General features: G+C 68.3%; 16 protein-coding genes and 1 pseudogene. 14 read left to right on the top strand and 3 right to left on the bottom strand.

Annotated features, from left to right (window positions below; all coding sequences use genetic code 11):
- Positions 1-74: 74 nt before the first annotated feature.
- The 9 genes from CSEG_RS07645 to CSEG_RS07685 all read left to right on the top strand — a co-directional run bounded on the left by CSEG_RS07645 (position 75) and on the right by CSEG_RS07685 (position 7,144).
- On the top strand, positions 75-527 hold the full coding sequence (locus tag CSEG_RS07645) for a VOC family protein (RefSeq protein ID WP_013078671.1): 453 nt from the start codon (positions 75-77) through the stop codon (positions 525-527).
- Positions 524-859: an MmcQ/YjbR family DNA-binding protein gene (locus tag CSEG_RS07650; protein WP_013078672.1), complete on the top strand. Its 336-nt coding sequence runs from the start codon at positions 524-526 to the stop codon at positions 857-859. Before CSEG_RS07645 ends, CSEG_RS07650 begins: the two co-directional genes overlap by 4 nt.
- Positions 856-1,185, top strand: coding sequence for an ArsR/SmtB family transcription factor (locus CSEG_RS07655; RefSeq protein WP_013078673.1), 330 nt, complete (start codon positions 856-858; stop codon positions 1,183-1,185). Before CSEG_RS07650 ends, CSEG_RS07655 begins: the two co-directional genes overlap by 4 nt.
- On the top strand, positions 1,182-1,676 hold the full coding sequence (locus CSEG_RS07660; protein ID WP_013078674.1) for an SRPBCC domain-containing protein: 495 nt from the start codon (positions 1,182-1,184) through the stop codon (positions 1,674-1,676). Before CSEG_RS07655 ends, CSEG_RS07660 begins: the two co-directional genes overlap by 4 nt.
- Positions 1,673-2,938, top strand: a complete 1,266-nt coding sequence (locus tag CSEG_RS07665) for a TCR/Tet family MFS transporter (protein ID WP_013078675.1) — start codon at positions 1,673-1,675, stop codon at positions 2,936-2,938. Before CSEG_RS07660 ends, CSEG_RS07665 begins: the two co-directional genes overlap by 4 nt.
- Before the next feature lie 93 nt (positions 2,939-3,031).
- A complete protein-coding gene (locus CSEG_RS07670; protein ID WP_013078676.1) occupies positions 3,032-4,471 on the top strand; it encodes a Do family serine endopeptidase in 1,440 nt (479 codons plus the stop codon).
- 37 nt (positions 4,472-4,508) lie between these two features.
- Positions 4,509-5,810: a replication-associated recombination protein A gene (locus CSEG_RS07675; RefSeq protein ID WP_013078677.1), complete on the top strand. Its 1,302-nt coding sequence runs from the start codon at positions 4,509-4,511 to the stop codon at positions 5,808-5,810.
- Entirely contained in the window at positions 5,807-6,622 is an 816-nt protein-coding gene (locus CSEG_RS07680) for an RluA family pseudouridine synthase (RefSeq protein ID WP_013078678.1), read from the top strand. The genes CSEG_RS07675 and CSEG_RS07680 overlap by 4 nt, the downstream gene beginning before the upstream one ends.
- A gap of 12 nt (positions 6,623-6,634) precedes the next feature.
- On the top strand, positions 6,635-7,144 hold the full coding sequence (locus CSEG_RS07685; protein WP_013078679.1) for a CC0125/CC1285 family lipoprotein: 510 nt from the start codon (positions 6,635-6,637) through the stop codon (positions 7,142-7,144).
- A gap of 3 nt (positions 7,145-7,147) precedes the next feature.
- On the opposite strand, the pseudogene CSEG_RS07690 reads toward CSEG_RS07685, so the two are convergent.
- A pseudogene (locus tag CSEG_RS07690) lies at positions 7,148-8,378 on the bottom strand (hypothetical protein).
- 164 nt (positions 8,379-8,542) lie between these two features.
- Here CSEG_RS07690 and crcB point away from each other — a divergent pair.
- Together crcB and CSEG_RS07700 are read left to right on the top strand one after the other, a co-directional pair.
- Positions 8,543-8,926 (top strand): fluoride efflux transporter CrcB, encoded by a 384-nt coding sequence (gene crcB / locus CSEG_RS07695; protein WP_013078680.1) that lies wholly within the window; start codon positions 8,543-8,545, stop codon positions 8,924-8,926.
- Positions 8,923-9,921, top strand: a complete 999-nt coding sequence (locus tag CSEG_RS07700; protein WP_013078681.1) for an RluA family pseudouridine synthase — start codon at positions 8,923-8,925, stop codon at positions 9,919-9,921. The genes crcB and CSEG_RS07700 overlap by 4 nt, the downstream gene beginning before the upstream one ends.
- Positions 9,922-10,000: 79 nt before the next feature.
- Here CSEG_RS07700 and CSEG_RS07705 read toward each other — a convergent pair whose 3' ends face one another.
- Positions 10,001-11,275 (bottom strand): DUF1501 domain-containing protein, encoded by a 1,275-nt coding sequence (locus CSEG_RS07705; RefSeq protein ID WP_013078682.1) that lies wholly within the window; start codon positions 11,273-11,275, stop codon positions 10,001-10,003.
- Positions 11,272-12,717, bottom strand: a complete 1,446-nt coding sequence (locus CSEG_RS07710) for a DUF1800 domain-containing protein (protein ID WP_013078683.1) — start codon at positions 12,715-12,717, stop codon at positions 11,272-11,274. The genes CSEG_RS07705 and CSEG_RS07710 overlap by 4 nt, the downstream gene beginning before the upstream one ends.
- A 56-nt stretch (positions 12,718-12,773) precedes the next feature.
- Here CSEG_RS07710 and CSEG_RS07715 point away from each other — a divergent pair, with 56 nt between their 5' ends.
- The 3 genes from CSEG_RS07715 to CSEG_RS07725 all read left to right on the top strand — a co-directional run bounded on the left by CSEG_RS07715 (position 12,774) and on the right by CSEG_RS07725 (position 16,490).
- The gene (locus CSEG_RS07715; RefSeq protein WP_013078684.1) at positions 12,774-13,499 is read left to right on the top strand and encodes an ATP12 family chaperone protein; all 726 of its coding nucleotides are present in this window, start codon (positions 12,774-12,776) and stop codon (positions 13,497-13,499) included.
- Positions 13,500-13,662: 163 nt separating this feature from the next.
- On the top strand, positions 13,663-15,195 hold the full coding sequence (locus CSEG_RS07720; RefSeq protein WP_013078685.1) for an acyl-CoA carboxylase subunit beta: 1,533 nt from the start codon (positions 13,663-13,665) through the stop codon (positions 15,193-15,195).
- Positions 15,196-15,212: 17 nt separating this feature from the next.
- Positions 15,213-16,490: an MgtC/SapB family protein gene (locus CSEG_RS07725; RefSeq protein WP_013078686.1), complete on the top strand. Its 1,278-nt coding sequence runs from the start codon at positions 15,213-15,215 to the stop codon at positions 16,488-16,490.
- Position 16,491: the final 1 nt, after the last annotated feature.

The following is a 16,491-nucleotide window of genomic DNA, read 5'->3' on the forward strand; positions in this document are numbered from 1 at the left end:
GCGTTTCATCAAGCTCTTGTCGAATTAATTTCGATATGCGTTAAATATTGCTCCTTATCGAAAGGAGCATTGCGATGCCTCGTCCCGGGCTCATCTCCGCTCTCGCCTATGACGATCCCAAGGCCGCCGTGGCGTGGCTGGAGAAGGCGTTCGGATTCGAAGTCGCCCTGTTGGTCGAGGACGACGAGGGGCGGCTGGCCCACTGCGAAATGACGTATGGCGAGTCCACGATCATGATCGGCTCGCCCTGGCACGAGCGGATCGCCAGCCCGGGCATGGTCGGCGGCAAGACCACCCAGACCGTGCACATCCAGCTCGGCGCCGATGTCGACGCCCACTGCGCGCGGGCGCGCGCGGCCGGGGCGGAGATCTTCGCCGAGCCCGAGGATCAGTTTTACGGCGACCGCACCTACCGCTGCTACGATCTCGAAGGCCATATCTGGACCGTCTCCGCGCCGGTGGAGGCGGTGTCGATCGCCGAGATGGAGGCGCGCAGCGGCCACAAGATCACCACGCCATCGGCATGATCACCCCCGACGACTTCCGCCGGCTCGCGCTGGCGCTGCCCCAGGCGGTCGAGGGCGCGCACATGGGCACTGTCGACTTCCGCTGCGGAAAGATCTTCGCGACCTTGGGCAATCCCGACGGGGCCTGGGCGATGGTCAAGCTGACGCCCGACCAGCAGGAGATGCGCGTGGCCGCGGAGCCAGAGATCTTTACGCCGGTCCCAGGGGGCTGGGGGAGGGGCGGGGCGACAAGGCTGCGCCTTGCCGCTTGCGACGAAGCCACGGCGCGGGGCGCGCTGCTGGACGCCTGGCGCAATGTCGCGCCGAAGAAACTGCTCGGGGCGAACGTGTGAGCGAGGCGCTGGATCGCACGCTGGCGGCCCTGGCCGACCCGCATCGCCGACGGGCGGTCGACCTGCTGCGAGAGAAGCCTCGCCGTGCGGGCGAGCTGGCCGAAAGCCTGGGGCTGTCGCCGCCGGCCATGAGCCGTCATCTGCGTGCGCTGCGCCAGTCGGGTCTCGTCGAGGAGAGTCATCCTGAGTTCGACGCCCGCGTCAGGGTCTATCGCCTGCGACCCGAACCCATGGCGCAGCTGAAGGCCTGGCTGGATGCGGCCGAGGACCATTGGGCCGACCAGCTCACGGCGCTGAAAGCCCATGTCGAGGCCAAGACCCGGTGAGCTCCAAGATACTCGTCGCCTTACGGATCGACGCTTCGCCCGAAGCGGTGTTTGACGCGTTCGTCGACGACATCGCCCTGTGGTGGCGGCCCAACCCGCTGTTTTCGTTCACGCCCCGCTCGCCTGGGGTGATGGCCTTCGAGGCGGGGCGGCTCGTCGAGCGGCTGGCGTCGGGCAAGGTGTTCGAGGTCGGGACGGTGCGGGTCTGGAACCGTGGAGAGCGCCTCGTCTTCGGCTGGCGTCAGGCCAGCTTCGCGCCGGGCGTCGAGACCGAAGTCGAGGTGCGCTTCGAAGCTGTGGACACCGGGACCCGCGTCACCGTCGAGCACCGCGGCTGGGACGCCGTTCACGCCGAAAGCGTCGCGCGCCATGGCTTTCCCAATGCGGTGTTCCTGCACAGGCACGGTGAATGGTGGCGCGGGCTGCTGTCCGCCCTTGCGATGCGCGCCGGCAGCCGCCAACTAGGAGCCGCCGGGGAGGGCGAGGCATGAGTACATCCAACACCAAAGGTCAGATCACGGGAGGTCGGCGCCAGGCGGCGTTGGGCTTCATCTTCGTCACCGCGATCCTGGACGTTCTGTCCCTGGGGGTGATGATCCCCGTCCTGCCCAATCTGGTGAAGGCGTTCGGCGGCGGCGACACGGCCGCGGCGGCGGACTGGAACGTGCTGTTCGCCACCACCTGGGGCGTGATGCAGTTCTTCTGCTCGCCGGTTCTGGGCCTGCTGTCGGACCGGTTCGGCCGGCGGCCGGTGATCCTGACCTCGATCTTCGGGCTGGGCGTCGACTTCCTGTTCATGGCCTTCGCGCCCAGCCTGTGGTGGCTGTTCGTCGGACGGATCTTCAACGGCATGACGGCGGCCAGCTTCTCGACCGCCAGCGCCTATGTCGCCGATGTCACCACGCCCGAGACCCGCGCCAAGGGCTTTGGCCTGATGGGCGCGGCCTTTGGCATCGGCTTCACCTTGGGTCCGGCGTTGGGCGGCTGGCTGTGGACGTTTGATCATCGCGCACCGTTCCTGGTCTGCGCGGCCCTGGCGCTGTGCAACTGGCTTTACGGCTTCTTCGTCTTGCCTGAGTCTCTGCCGCCCGAGCGTCGCCAGACGCGCTTTGACTGGAAGAAGGCGAATCCGGTGGGATCGCTGCGCTTGCTGAACAGCCGCCCGGGCCTGCTGGGCCTGGCCGGAGTCGGGTTCCTGTTCCAGCTGGCGCACAACGTGCTGCCCAGCGTCTTCGTGCTCTATATGGGCTTCCGCTATGGCTGGAGCCCGCAGGTGATCGGCCTGACCATGATGGCCAGCGGGATCTCCAGCATCATTGTTCAAGCCTTGGTCGTCGGGCGGGTGGTCAAGGCCCTGGGCGAGCGCGGCGCACTGCTGATCGGCCTGTTTTCGGGCTTCGCCGGCTTCATGGTCTACGCCCTGGCGCCGACGGGCGTGCTTTATCTGTGCGGCCTGCCGCTATTTGCGCTGTCGGGGCTGATCATGCCCGGGCTGCAAGGTTTGATGACCCGCCGTGTGGCGCCGAATGAACAAGGGCAGCTTCAGGGCGCTAACTCCGCCCTGATGGGCGTGGCCTCGATCATCGGCCCGTCGCTGTTCCTGCTGCCGTTCGCCTTCGCTGTGCGTCATGACGCGACCCTGCACATGCCCGGCCTGCCGGTGCTGATCGCCGCGAGTTTGATGCTGCTGGCCACCCTGCTGGCCTGGGCCAAGGCGCGGCCGGCGCCCACCCTGGAACCTCAGAGCGCATGAGGGCTTAACCCAACGCCGAAACCTTGACCTTTCGCCGCCTTAGACTCGCCAGAAACCTCCGGTGAGTTCGCGAGGAACCGTGAGGAGCTATTCTTGAAGACCATGCGCAACCTTCGCGCCCTGCTGCCTGTCGTCGTCCTGCTGACCGCCTGCTCGAATCCGACCGGGCAGTCGAACGCCCAGTCCATTCCCGACCTGGCCCAGCCGACCCGCCGAGCGCCCAGCGATCCGGCTTCGATGAAGGCGTCGTTCTCGCCCGTCGTGAAGAAGGCGGCGCCAGCCGTCGTCAACGTCGCCAGCCGCCGCGTGGTCCGCCAGCGCGTTGATCCGTTCTGGGATTTCTTCATGGGCGGCGGCGCGCCGCGCGAGCAGGTGCAAGGCTCGCTGGGCTCGGGCGCGGTTGTCCGCGCCGACGGGGTGATCATCACCAACCACCACAACATCGAGGGCATCGTCGAGGGGAACGGCGACATCACCGTGCAGCTCGCCGACCGTCGTGAGTTCCCGGCCACCGTCCTGCTGGACGATCCGCGCGCCGACCTCGCCGTGCTTAAGATCGACACCAAGGGCGAGCGCCTGCCGGTCATGGCGATCGACGATCAGGAGCAGCTGGAGGTCGGCGACCTGGTGCTGGCTCTGGGCAATCCGTTCGGCGTTGGCCAGACGGTGACCAACGGCATCGTCTCGGCCTTGGCGCGCACCGATGTCGGCGCGGCGGATTTCGGCAGCTACATCCAGACCGACGCGGCCATCAATCCCGGCAACTCCGGCGGTCCGCTGGTCGACATGGATGGCGACCTTGTCGGCATCAACACCTTCATCATTTCGCGTTCGGGCTCGTCCAGCGGGGTGGGCTTCGCCATCCCGGCCGCCGTGGTCAAGCAGGTGGTCAACGCCGCGCTCGGCGGCGGGCACAGCGTTGTGCGTCCCTGGCTGGGCGTGAAGGGCCAGTCCGTGACCGCCGAGATCGCTCGCAGCCTGGGCATGAGCGCCCCGCGCGGCGTGCTGGTGGCGCAAGTGTATCCGGGATCTTCCGCCGACCGCGCCGGCCTGAAGGAAGGCGACGTCATCCTGTCCATCGATGGCCAGGCGGTGAACGACGAGGGCGGCGGGGCCTTCGCCATCGGAACGCATAAGGTCGGCGACCGCGTGACAATGCAAATTCGCCGCAACGAGCGCGACCAGACCCTGACCGTCCGCGCGGAAGCCGCCCCCGATACGCCCGCCCGCGACGAGCGCGTCATCAAGGGCCGCAACCCGTTCGACGGCGCCACCGTGGTCAATCTTTCGCCGGCGGCGGCTCAGGACCTGGGCGTCGATCCGTTCGCCGGCCGGGGCGTACTGATCACTCGCGTCGGCCAGGGCTACGCCCTCAACGCGGGCCTGCGTCCTGGCGACTTCGTTCGCGAGATCAATGGCCGGCCGATCAACAGCGTCGCGGACCTGAATGCGGCCGTCGCCGCTCAGGGGCGGGCCTGGACCGTGACGATCGAGCGTCAGGGGCAGCGGATCGCCGCCCGCTTGGTGACCTGACGCGACTTGGCTCCGGCGGCCTGCTAGATAAGGACTCATGTCCGATCTCTTCCAGGCCGCCGGCCTGACGCCTCACGCGCCGGCGCCGTTGGCCGACCGGTTGCGACCTCAGAGCCTCGATGAGGTGGTGGGCCAGCAGCATCTGCTGGGTCCCGAGGGCCCGATTGGCCGCATGGCCGCGGCCCATCGCTTGGCCTCGATGATCCTGTGGGGGCCGCCGGGCACGGGCAAGACCACGATCGCCCGCTTGCTGGCCAAGGCTGGCGGCTACGAGTTCCAGCAAATCTCGGCGGTGTTCTCCGGCGTCGCCGATCTCAAGAAGGCCTTCGAGCAGGCGCGGGCGCGCCGGATGGCAGGGCAGAGCACCTTGCTTTTCGTCGACGAGATCCACCGCTTCAACCGCGCCCAGCAGGACGGCTTTCTGCCGTTCGTGGAGGAGGGGATCGTCACCCTGGTTGGGGCGACAACCGAGAACCCCTCGTTCGAACTGAACGGCGCTCTGTTGTCGCGCTGCCAGGTCTTCGTGCTCAAGCGGCTGACCGAGGACTCGCTGGAGCAGCTTCTCCAGCGCGCCGAGGCCGCCGAGAACCGGCTGCTGCCGGTCGACGCCGAGGCGCGTTCGTCATTGGTGGCCATGGCTGACGGCGATGGCCGCTACCTTCTGACCTTGGCCGAGACGCTGTTCTCGATCGGGACCGACAGTCCGCTGAATCCGACCCAGCTTGGCCAGTTTCTGCAGAAGCGTCGCCCGGCCTACGACAAGGACCGTGAGGAGCACTACAACCTCATCTCGGCCCTGCATAAGTCGGTGCGCGGCAGCGACCCGGACGCGGCGCTGTACTGGCTGGCGCGGATGCTGGAAGGCGGCGAGGACCCGCTGTTCATCGCCCGCCGCCTGGTGCGGATGGCGTCGGAGGACATCGGCGCGGCCGACCCTCTGTCCCTGCTGCTGACCACGGCGGCCAAGGACGCCTACGACTTCCTGGGGAGCCCGGAAGGCGAGCTCGCCCTGGCCCAGGCCGTGGTTCATATGGCCAGCGCGCCCAAGTCCAACGCCGTCTACGTGGCCTACAAGGCCGCGCGCCGCGCCGCCAAGGAGACCGGCAGTCTGACGCCGCCCTCGCATATCCTCAACGCCCCGACCAAGCTGATGAAGTCGCTCGGCTATGGCGACGGCTACGCCTACGACCACGACGTCGAGGGCGGCGTGTCCGGCCAGAACTACTTTCCGGACGGCATGGAGCGCAGGCGCTTCTATGAGCCTAAACCGGTCGGCGCCGAGGCCAAGGTGCGTGAGCGCTTGGAAGCCTGGGGCAAGGTGCGTAAGGACGGCAAATGAGCAGTCCGAAATTCCGCCGTCCTCCTGGTGTCGCCAAGCCCAAGGCCGTCGAGTGTCCGATCACCCTGACGCCGGACGAGATCGCGACGGCTCAGTCCTGGGTGCTTTATGAGGACGAGGCGATCATCGTTCTGGACAAGCCCGCGGGTCTGTCCAGCCAGGGCGGCCGGATCAAAGCCCATACGCTGGATGATCTGCTTTGGGCGTTCGCCAAGCCGGGCAAGGCGCGTCCCCGCCTGATCCACCGGCTGGACCGCGACACCTCGGGCGTGATCCTGACGGCCAAGACCAAGCCGGGCGCGGCCTTTCTGGGCGAGGCCATGATGGCCAAGCGGTTCCGCAAGAGCTACCTGGCCATCGTCGCGCCGGGCGCGCCGGAGCCCAAGGGCGGCATGATCGACAGTCCGCTGCGGCGGGAGTCGATCGGCCGCGAGGCCTATATGCGCGTCTGCGCCCCCGATCATCCCGAGGCCGAGACCGCGCGCAGCCGCTATCGCACCCTGGCGGCCAACGCCACGGCGGCCCTGGTCGAGCTGTCGCCCGACACCGGCCGCATGCATCAATTGCGCGTCCACATGGCCTCGATCGGCCGACCGCTGGCGGGCGACAGTCGCTACGGCGGGGCGTTGATGCTGGGCGGCGTCGCCGTGCCGCGCCTGATGCTGCACGCCGCCAAGCTGACCTTCCCGCATCCGCTAGGCGGCGAGCGCAAGGTCATGGCCCCGCTTCCGTCCGATTTCGTCGCCATGTTGAAGGCCTTGGACCTGCCGATTCCGGAACAGCCGGCGTCGGACGCCGTTGATCAGGTCTGAAGAGGCAACCCCATGAAGATCGCCAAACCCCTGATCGCCGCCGTCCTGTCGGGCCTGATGCTGACGGCTTGCGCCAGCACGCCCACCGTCTATCGCGCCCAGGCCGGCGCGCCCAACGATGTCGGCTACTCCGAATACCGCCTCGAGGCTGGTCGCTATCGCGTCACCTTCCAGGGCGGGCCCGGCGCGCCCCAGGCCAAGGTGGCCGACTACGCCTTGCTGCGCGCGGCCGAACTGGCGTTACGCGACGGCTACGACTGGTTCAGGATCGCCGATCGTTCGACCTCGGCTTCCGGCTACGACCGAGGTCCCAGGATGTCGGTCGGCGGCGGATCGGCCAGCTTCGGACGCCGCACGAGTTTTGGACTGGGGCTGGGAACCAGCTTTGACCTCGGACCAGGACCATCGGTCGCGCAATCGATCGAAGTGGTGTTCGGCAAAGGGCCGACGCCGCGCGATCGCGACGCCTATGACGCCCGCGAGATCGTCAAGACGGTCGGCTACGGGCGCGGACGAGTTTAGGCCTTAGGCCGCCGCCTGCTTGCCTAGGGGATAGGTGGCGCGCAGCGAAGCGTGGCTGAGGCCGGCGGTCTCGGCCGCCGCGAAGAAGCCCTCGGCGGGTAGCCCTTGCAGGATCGTGGTGGCCGCAAGGCCGCGGGCGTCGCGTCCGAAAGCCATGATGTCCATGGCGATCTTGGCGGCTTCGCCGGTCAGGTCCGAGGCGTCGAGCGCCAAGCCGGCCAGACGCGCGTCGCGCAGCACGCGCAGGGCTTCACGGTCCGGGGGCACGCGGGCGATGACGCCGCGGGTTAGAGCCCGCAGCAAGCCGACCACTTCCAGCAGTCGACCCGCGGGCGTTCCGCGCGTCACGTCAACCAGCTCGATCATCACGCCGCCACGCAGAAGGCCCAGCGACAGGCCGGCCGTTCCGGTGAGGAGGTCGCGACCGCGCTGGGTGCCCAGCGTGCGGAACGAGGCGGGCAGGATCAGTTCGGGCGTGTGCGCGCCCCTGGGCCGAGCGGGCGAAGACCGCCGCGTACTTCAGGGTCGACTCGTCGATGAAGGCGATGTCGCGGTCGGACAGCTTGGTTAGGGCCCGCGCCGAGGCTTGGCGACCGCTGGCCAGATGGGTGACCATCGGCTCGATGCGGACCGCCGTGGTGATGTTGCGGCGAAGGTTGACCACGTGCTCTAGCGTGAAGTCCACGCGCAACGCCGCGCCGGCGGCGGTGGTGAAGGCCACTGGGGTGCGGCGGGCTTCGTCAGCGGGGTCGACGGCGATACGAACGGGCGAGCGTTCCGAGTCGCGACGCGCCCGGGCCGCCAGGATCACCGTCGGATCGATGCGCTTGCAGACGGCCTGGCCGCCCTCGACGCCGATCACCGAGCGGATGCCGAGGTCGGCCGGATCAGCCGCGCCGAGCAGATGGGTCAGCACGTCCTCGAGGATGCGGACGCTGGTCGCTTGCGCGGCCAGGCCATGCTCGTGGTTCGTGGCGATCAGGAATTCGCTTTCCGAGATGCGAGCGCGCAGATCGTTGCGGTCCAGATGCTCGGCCAGCTTGCGCTCGACATAGGTCCAGACGTCGGAGCGCTTTTGAGCCCACCAATCGCCCGCCCACATGCGGATGGTTTTGACGCTGATGACGTTGACCGAGCCGCGAGCGACCAGATCCGTCCCGGCGAGGCGCTGAAGCACCGGCCCGGGAAGGGCCACGCGTTCGGTCGCGTCTGAGGAATGGGGTGGGCGGGACATGGCTCTGCGCTTTACAACTACCGCGACAAATTGCCGTCCGCGCGTTTAACGAGTGGTGATCAAATAGGGTTTCCAGAGTTGTTTACCTTGAAAGAAATCGCCTAAAATCAAGGGAACTTTCTTGAGAGCTTGGCGTTACGGCCGGCCCGGAGCATAAGACTTTCATGAACAAACTGCTTCTCGTGGCCGCCGGCGGGGCCGTTGGCTCGGTCGCGCGTTATCTTGTGGGGGTGGGCGCTTTACGGGCCTTCGGTTCGGGTTGGCCGTATGGAACCTTCACCGTCAACGTCGTGGGCGGTTTTCTGATGGGTTGCCTGGCGTCTTGGCTGGCGCATCGCGGGGCCGCTTCGAGCGAGCCGTGGCGGGTGCTGCTCGGCGTTGGCGTCATGGGCGGCTTCACCACCTTTTCGTCCTTCTCCCTGGAGACGGCGCTGATGATCCAGAAGCGCGCCTATCTGCAGGCCTTTTCTTATTCCGCCGCCAGCGTGCTTCTGTCCGTTGCGGCCCTGTTCGCGGGCCTTCTGATCGCCCGCAGGATCTTCGCATGAGCACCACCAAGGAAGTCCGCACCCTTTACGTCGACGCCGGCGAGGACGGGGTGCGCCTGGATCGCTGGTTCAAGCGGCGTTGGCCGCACCTAAACCACATCCAACTCAACAAGCTTTTCCGCTCGGGCCAGGTTCGGGTCGATGGCTCGCGAGCCAAGGCCGACACGAAGCTGGCGGCCGGCAGCCAGATCCGGGTGCCGCCGCTGCCCGACGCGCCCGATCCGGCCGACAAGAACAAGCTGTCGGCGCGGGACGTCGCCTACGCCAAGTCGCTGGTGCTGTACGAGGACGAGGAGGTCCTGGCCCTCAACAAGCCCGCGGGCCTGGCCGTGCAGGGCGGTACCAAGACCACCAAGCACATCGACAAGCTGCTGAGCGCTTGGGGCGAGGGCGTGGATCGTCCGCGCCTAGTCCACCGCCTGGACCGCGACACCTCCGGCGTGCTGCTGCTGGGCAAGACGCCCAGCGCCGCGGCGCGCCTGTCGGGCGCCTTCGCCAAGCGCAAGGCTCAGAAGACCTATTGGGCCATCGTCGCCGGCAATCCGCACCCGACCGAGGGCGTGATGGAGCTGCACCTGGCCAAGCGCGGAGTAGGGGATCGCGAATTGGTGGTGCCCGCCCAGCCCAAGGATGCGGACGCCCAGCCGGCCGAGACCGAATTCGTCACCATCAGCCGCGCCGGCCCGCGCGTGACCTGGATGGCGCTGCGTCCGCACACCGGCCGCACCCACCAGCTGCGCGCCCACATGAAGGCCATGGGGCACCCCATCCTGGGCGATCCCAAGTACGGCGACGAAAAGTCCGCGCCCCTGTCGGAGGGGCTGAAGCTGCAACTGCACGCCCGCTCGATCCTGCTGCCGCACCCGTCGGCCGGCATGCTGCATATCGAAGCGCCGCTGAGCCCCGAGATGAAGGAAGGCTTCCGCAAGTTCGGCTTCTCGGAAGACGAAGCGGACGCCGAGCCGTTCGCCCGGCGTCAGACCAAGCGGCGCTAAACGCCGCGCCGCTTGGTCCCCCACCGGCCGCGCCATGGGGGGGGCGCGCGCGGCCTCTCCGCCTTCGCGGGCGGGTTCTTCAGACCAAGCCGGTCAAGGGCTGGGCGGTCTTGCTGTCCGGAAACACCTTGTTCTCCAGCAGGGCGCGGTCGACGCCCATGTGCTCGGCCAGCACGCCCTTGAAAAGCGCGCGCATGTCCAGCGTCGGGGCGGTGTCGCGGTTCTCGAAAAGGGCGTTCTGGGCTAGGCCCGGCCAATCACCGACGATGCCGCCGGGCTTGAGGGCGCCGCCAAGGATCAGGCCGGTCGATGCTGTGCCGTGGTCCGTGCCGCCCGTGCCATTGACCCGCGCCGTGCGCCCGAACTCGGTGACGACGATCACCACCGTGTTCTTCCATTCCGTCCCGAGACCGGTGTGCAAGCCGTCCAACACCGCGTCCAGATAGGACAGGCGCGTGGCGATCTGGCCGGACTGGCCCGCGTGGGTGTCGAAGCCGTCCAGCGAGATGGCCGCGATCTGGGGGCCGGCCGGCTGGATCATGAAGCCGCTAAGCGTCGATCCGAGCTTGCGGGCCGCCTCGCCGCCTTGCCGATTGCGGCGGTCGTTGGCCATGGTGGCTGACATCGGCGCCGGACCGGCCATCGAAGGCGTGGAGGCGGCCGCCATGTTCATGGCCGGAGTCGCGGCCATGGCGGTCATGGCCTGTTGAGCCATGGTCTCCGTCTCCAATCCGCGCGCGAAGGCTGGGCCCAGCAGCGGATCGGTCTTGTAGAGATCCTGCAGCAAGGTGGGCAGGCGCGCCGTCTCGTCGACGCCCTTGCCGGGGGACCAGCTGGCCGCCTGCACCTTGCCGCGCAGGATCAGCGGCGCGGTGGTCCCGACTGACAGGCCTTCGACCTTCCGGACCGGCGCGAGGGCCTCCAACGTCCGGTTCAGCCAGCCGGTCTCGGCGCCGTAGACGCCCGAAGCGCCGGTCTCCAGCACGTCTTGGGCCTCGAAGTGTGAGCGGGCGCGGTCGGGGCTGGCGATGGCCGGGGCGATACGGGCCTGGCCCTTCGTCGCCAAGGCGTGGACCGCAGAAAGCTCGGGGTGCAGGCCGAAGGTGTCGTCAAGCTTCAGCACGTCTTCCGGCTTGAAGGCGATGGAACCGCGCAAGGCGGCGTAGTTCGCGTCGCCCACTGGAGGGGAGACGGACAGGCCGTCCATGCCGCCGCGACAGATCACGACGACCAGCTTCTTGCGGGCCAGATCGCCTTCGGCTGCGGCGAAGGCCTGGCTGCCTAGGAAGGTGACGCCGATGCCGAGGCTTGCGCCCAGGCCCAACAGCGCGCGGCGGTTCAGGGGAGCGTTCATCGGCGTTGGAACTCCGGGCTCATCACGAGAAGGGCGAAGGCTTCGCGACGGGTCTCGGCCCGCGAGACGGCCTTGGCGACGGCGGGCGTCAGGCGCGCGCCCAGCGCCTCAACGGCCAGGGCGTTCGGATCGCCGCGGTCGGCGACGGCGGCGGCGAAGCCTTGCGCCCACTGCATCCGCTTGATCAGGGCGTCCGGCGCGGCCCAGGTCTGGGCGTCCTCGGCCCAGCCCTTGGGGGAGGGGGCGGAAAAGGGCTTTTGGCCAAGTCCGGTTAGGATCGGCGCCAGGCGTTCGATCGCCGACGGCTCGGCCCCGATAAGCCGCCAGGTGGACAGCGTGTACTCGTACGGCGTTTTGAATTTGGCCGGTGTCGGGTCCCAGGCCTCGGGGCTCTCGATCAGCGCCTGGGCGACCTTGGCGAGGTCGCCGCCGGTCTCCATCCATCGGCGTTCCAGCCGTTCGGTCAGCGCGGGCGGCGGCGCGTCGGAGACGAAGTGTCGGGCGATCTTTCCGCAGACGTGGCGCGCGGTGCGCGGATCGGCGGCCAGGTCGCTGAGCACCGACAGACCCTGCTTCAGACCGGCCTGGCCGTAATGCCGGCCAAGGACCGTCCGCGAGCCTGGCTCGTGCGCCGCCTCACGGAACAGGAATTGACCGGGGTGATCCTCGGCGTCGCGACCGATCGAGAAGCCGGTCAGGGCCCGCGCGAACTCGGTCACGTCGGCCTGGGCGTAGCCGGCGTCAACGCCGACCGTGTGCAGCTCCAGAATCTCGCGCGCCAGGTTCTCGTTGAGCCCGGCCCGGCGGTTGCTCCGTCGCGCGGCGGCGCCCGCGGCCCTGCTGTTCGGCCCGATCGACTGGGCCTGGTCCAGATAGGTCAGCATGGCCGGATGGGTCGATGCCGCGACCAAAAGGTTCTCGAACCTGTCGAACACGTGGGGGCGGATCGCCTCCCGTTCGAACGGGCCGATCAGCACCGACGTGATCTGCTTGGTCGCCGACACCGTGAAGTGGTTGGCCCAGAAGAGCGCCCAGCGCTCGCGGAAGCCTGCGTCTGTGTTGGTCGCCAGCCGCGCGCGCGCCAGAAAGTCGGCGCCGACCTTGTCGCGGAGGTCGCGCTGAGCGTCCTTGAAGGTCTGAGCGTTGGCGGTGGTCTTGTCGCCTTGCCCGTCCTTCTGTTCGCGCTCCATCTTCCGCTGCTGCTGGAAGTCGCGCATTTGCCTGAAACGATCGGCCGAGGTCTCGCCGCCGTCGACAGGCAGGTCCGCGCCCTCGCGGCGGATCTGGGCCGCCAGGAAACCCTTCGGATCGGCCTTGGCGGCCTCGATCTCGCCGGGGCGAGCGCCGAGGCCAAAGCGGGTGACGGCGATCGCGGCCATCATGTCCTTGCTGGGCAGGTTCAAGAACCGCTCTCCCTTGCGCGACGACGTGACATTGCCCATTCAACGCGGGACCCGCCGCCTTTCCGTCGCGGACGATCCGAAAAAACGAGTTTCCCGTGTCCGACAAAGCCGAGCTGCTGCTGAAACCCAAGCGCTTCTACAAAGCGGCCGCCGCCGTCCCGGTGGATAATGGGTTCGCCGTCCAGTTGGATGGCCGCACGCCGAAGTCACCCGCTAGGAAGCCGCTGGTCTTGCCGACCCTCGCCCTGGCCGAGCTGATCGCCGCCGAGTGGGACGCGCAGGTCGAGTTCATCGACAACAGCCTGATGCCGGCCTCGCGCCTGGCCTTCACCGCCATCGACCGGGTCTCCGAGACCCGCGCCGACGTGGCCCGGGAGATCACCGCCTACGCCGCATCGGATCATCTCTGCTATCGCGCCGACCACCCGACGGCGTTGGTCGAGCGGCAGTCGCGCGAGTGGGGCGCGATGCTCGACTGGGTCAAGGCCGAGCATGACCTGTCGTTCACCCCCGTAGCGGGGATCATCCATCAGCCCCAGCCGGACACCACCCTGGCGACGGTCGAGGCCCTGGCCCTGACGCTGGACGACTTCACCCTGACCGGGACCGCCTTCGCCGCCGGCCTGTTCGGCTCGACGATCCTAGCCTTGGCGGTCCGCGCCGGCCGCCTCACCGGCCAGAGGGCGCTGGACCTGTCTCGCCTCGACGAGATGTTCCAGGCCGAGCAATGGGGCGAGGACGCCGAAGCCAAGGCGCGCGCCGAGGCCCTGGCGGTCGAGGCGGTGATGATCGACCGCTGGTTCGCCGCGCTGAGGCGCTAGAAGGCGACCCGATCTGGCGCGCGCCGTGTTCGGTCCGCGAACGAACCGAAAAGCCATGCTGCGCTGCCGCAAGGTCCGCCTTGCGCGGAGCCTTCACCCTCGCTACGCCTGCTTCGCAAGGCGGAACGCCGCCAACGAATAAGTCCGGCAGGGGAGTACGCGCGTGCAGCACATTCTTACGGAACTCGACCGTCGTCGCGAGCAGGCCAAGGCCGGCGGCGGTGAGGCGCGGGTCGCCGCTCAGCACGCCAAGGGCAAGCTGACCGCGCGCGAGCGGATCGATCTGCTGCTGGACGAGGGCTCCTTCGAGGAGTTCGACATGTTCGTCGAACACCGCAGCGCCGATTTCGGCATGCAGGACCAGAAGGTGCCGGGCGATGGCGTCGTCACCGGCTGGGGCACGATCAACGGCAAGGTCGTCTACGTCTTTTCCAAGGACTTCACGGTGTTCGGCGGCAGCCTGTCGGGCGCGCACGCGGCCAAGATCGTCAAGGTCCAGCGCCAGGCCATGAAGGTCGGCGCGCCGATCATCGGCCTGTTCGACGCCGGCGGCGCGCGCATCCAGGAGGGCGTCGACAGCCTGGCGGGCTACGCCGACATCTTCCTCGAGAATGTCATGGCCTCGGGCGTGGTGCCGCAGATCAGCGTGATCATGGGCCCCTGCGCCGGCGGCGACGTCTACAGCCCCGCCATGACCGACTTCATCTTCATGGTGAAGGACACGAGCTACATGTTCGTGACTGGCCCCGACGTCGTGAAGACCGTCACCAACGAGGTCGTCACCGCCGAGGAGCTGGGCGGGGCCCGCGTCCACGCCGCCAAGTCGGGTGTCGCCGAGGGCGCGTTCGATAACGACCTGGAGGCCATGACACAGGTGCGCCGCCTAGTCGACTTCCTGCCGTCATCCAACCGCGAACCGGCGCCCGAGCGCGAGAGCTTCGACGAAGCCCTGCGCGAGGAGCCGAGCCTCGACACGCTGATCCCGGCCGATCCGACCAAGCCCTACGACATGAAGGAGTTGATCCTGAAGGTCGTCGACGAGGCCGATTTCTTCGAGATCAGCAGCGAGTGGGCCAAGAACATCATCTGCGGCTTCGCCCGGATGGACGGCGAGACGGTCGGCGTCGTGGCCAACCAGCCTCAGGTGCTCGCGGGCGTGCTCGACATCGACAGCAGCCGCAAGGCCGCGCGCTTCGTGCGCTTCTGCGACGCCTTCAACATCCCGATCCTGACCTTCGTCGACGTGCCGGGCTTCATGCCGGGGACCAAGCAGGAGTATGGCGGCCTGATCAAGCACGGCGCCAAGCTCTTGTTCGCCTACGCCGAGGCCACCGTGCCGAAGATCACCGTCATCACCCGCAAGGCCTATGGCGGCGCCTATGACGTGATGAGCTCCAAGCACCTGCGCGGCGACCTGAACTACGCCTGGCCGACGGCCGAGATCGCGGTGATGGGCGCCAAGGGCGCGGTGGAGATCATCTTCCGCCAGGAGGCCAAGGACCCCGAGGCCCTGGCCGCCCGCGAGGCCGAGTACAAGGACCGCTTCGCCAATCCGTTCGTCGCCGCCTCGCGCGGCTATATCGACGACGTGATCATGCCCCACGGCACCCGTCGCCGGATCGTGCGGGGCTTGAAGAGCCTTAAGGGCAAGGAACTCTCCAACCCTTGGAAGAAGCACGATAACATCCCGCTCTAACTGCGGAGGTTTGGCCCTTGTCGGAATGGATCCAGGCCCTGTCGCCCTTCGCCGGCGTGGGCCTGGCCTTCGCGCTGGGGCTATTGATCGGCGTCGAGCGCGGCTGGTCACATCGCTTCGAGCCGGACGGCTCGCGAGTCGCGGGCATCCGCACCTTCGCCCTGCTGGGGCTGGCCGGCGGCGTGGCGGGGGAGGCGACGGCTCGGGTCTCACCGCTTATCGGCGCGGCCATCCTGATCGCGGCGGCCGCGGCCCTGCTGATCGGCTATGCGCGCGCTGCGGCCAAGGACGACCTCAGCGCCACCACCACCGTCGTTGGGATCATTACTTTGGGCCTCGGGGCCTTGGCCGCCGCCGGCCAATGGACCCTGGCCTGCGTGCTCGCCGCGCTGACCACCTTGATCCTGGCCCAGCGCAAGCGGCTGCACGAGTGGGTCGAGGGGCTGAGCGAGCTCGAACTTCAGGCCATCGTCCGCTTCGCCCTGATCTCGCTGGCCATCCTGCCGCTGCTGCCCAACCGCGAATTCGGGCCGATGGACGCCTGGAATCCGCGCGAGATCTGGATGGTGGTCGTTCTGGTCTCGGGTCTTTCGCTGCTGGGCTACGCCGCCAGTCGCAGGCTGGGCGCCGAGCAGGGGGTTCTGGCCACGGCGGGTGTCGGGGCGGTGGTGTCTTCGACCGCCGTCACCGCCGCCATGGCGGCTCGGATTCGTAAGTCGGACGGTGAGGCGAGGGTGCTGGTCGCCGGGATCGCCCTGGCCTCGACGGTCATGATCGTGCGGGTGCTGGTCCTTGTCGCGGTGTTGGCGCCGTTCGCGCTGCCGGCCTTTTCGCTCGTGGCGGCTCCCGCGGGCCTGGTGGGCGCGGCCTACGTCGGCTGGGCCCTGCGCGTGAAGTCGGCGCCGGGTAGCGACGGCCCCGCGCCTTCGGTTCGCAACCCTTTCGACCTTGGGCCCGCCTTGCTGCTGGCGGGCCTGGTCATGGTGATCTCGCTGGCTGGCCGTTGGGCCATGCAGGCCTTCGGCGGCGCGGGGCTAGCCACCGTGCTGGGCATTTCCGGCATGGTCGACGTTGACGCGGCCATCATCGCCATGAGCCGCTTGCCGGAGGGAAGCCTGCCCCCCAAGCTCGCCGGCCTGATCCTGGCCGCCCCGATCCTGGCCAACACCTTGGTCAAGGCGGGCCTGGCCTTCACGATCGCGCGGGGCTCGGCGGGCGCCAAAGCGGCCGCGCCGCTCCTGGTGACCTTCCTCGCGGGTCTGGCGGGCGTCGCGGCGCTGGCGATGGTGTTCTAAG

The organism is Caulobacter segnis ATCC 21756 (genome assembly GCF_000092285.1).
GTDB classification, from domain to species: domain Bacteria; phylum Pseudomonadota; class Alphaproteobacteria; order Caulobacterales; family Caulobacteraceae; genus Caulobacter; species Caulobacter segnis.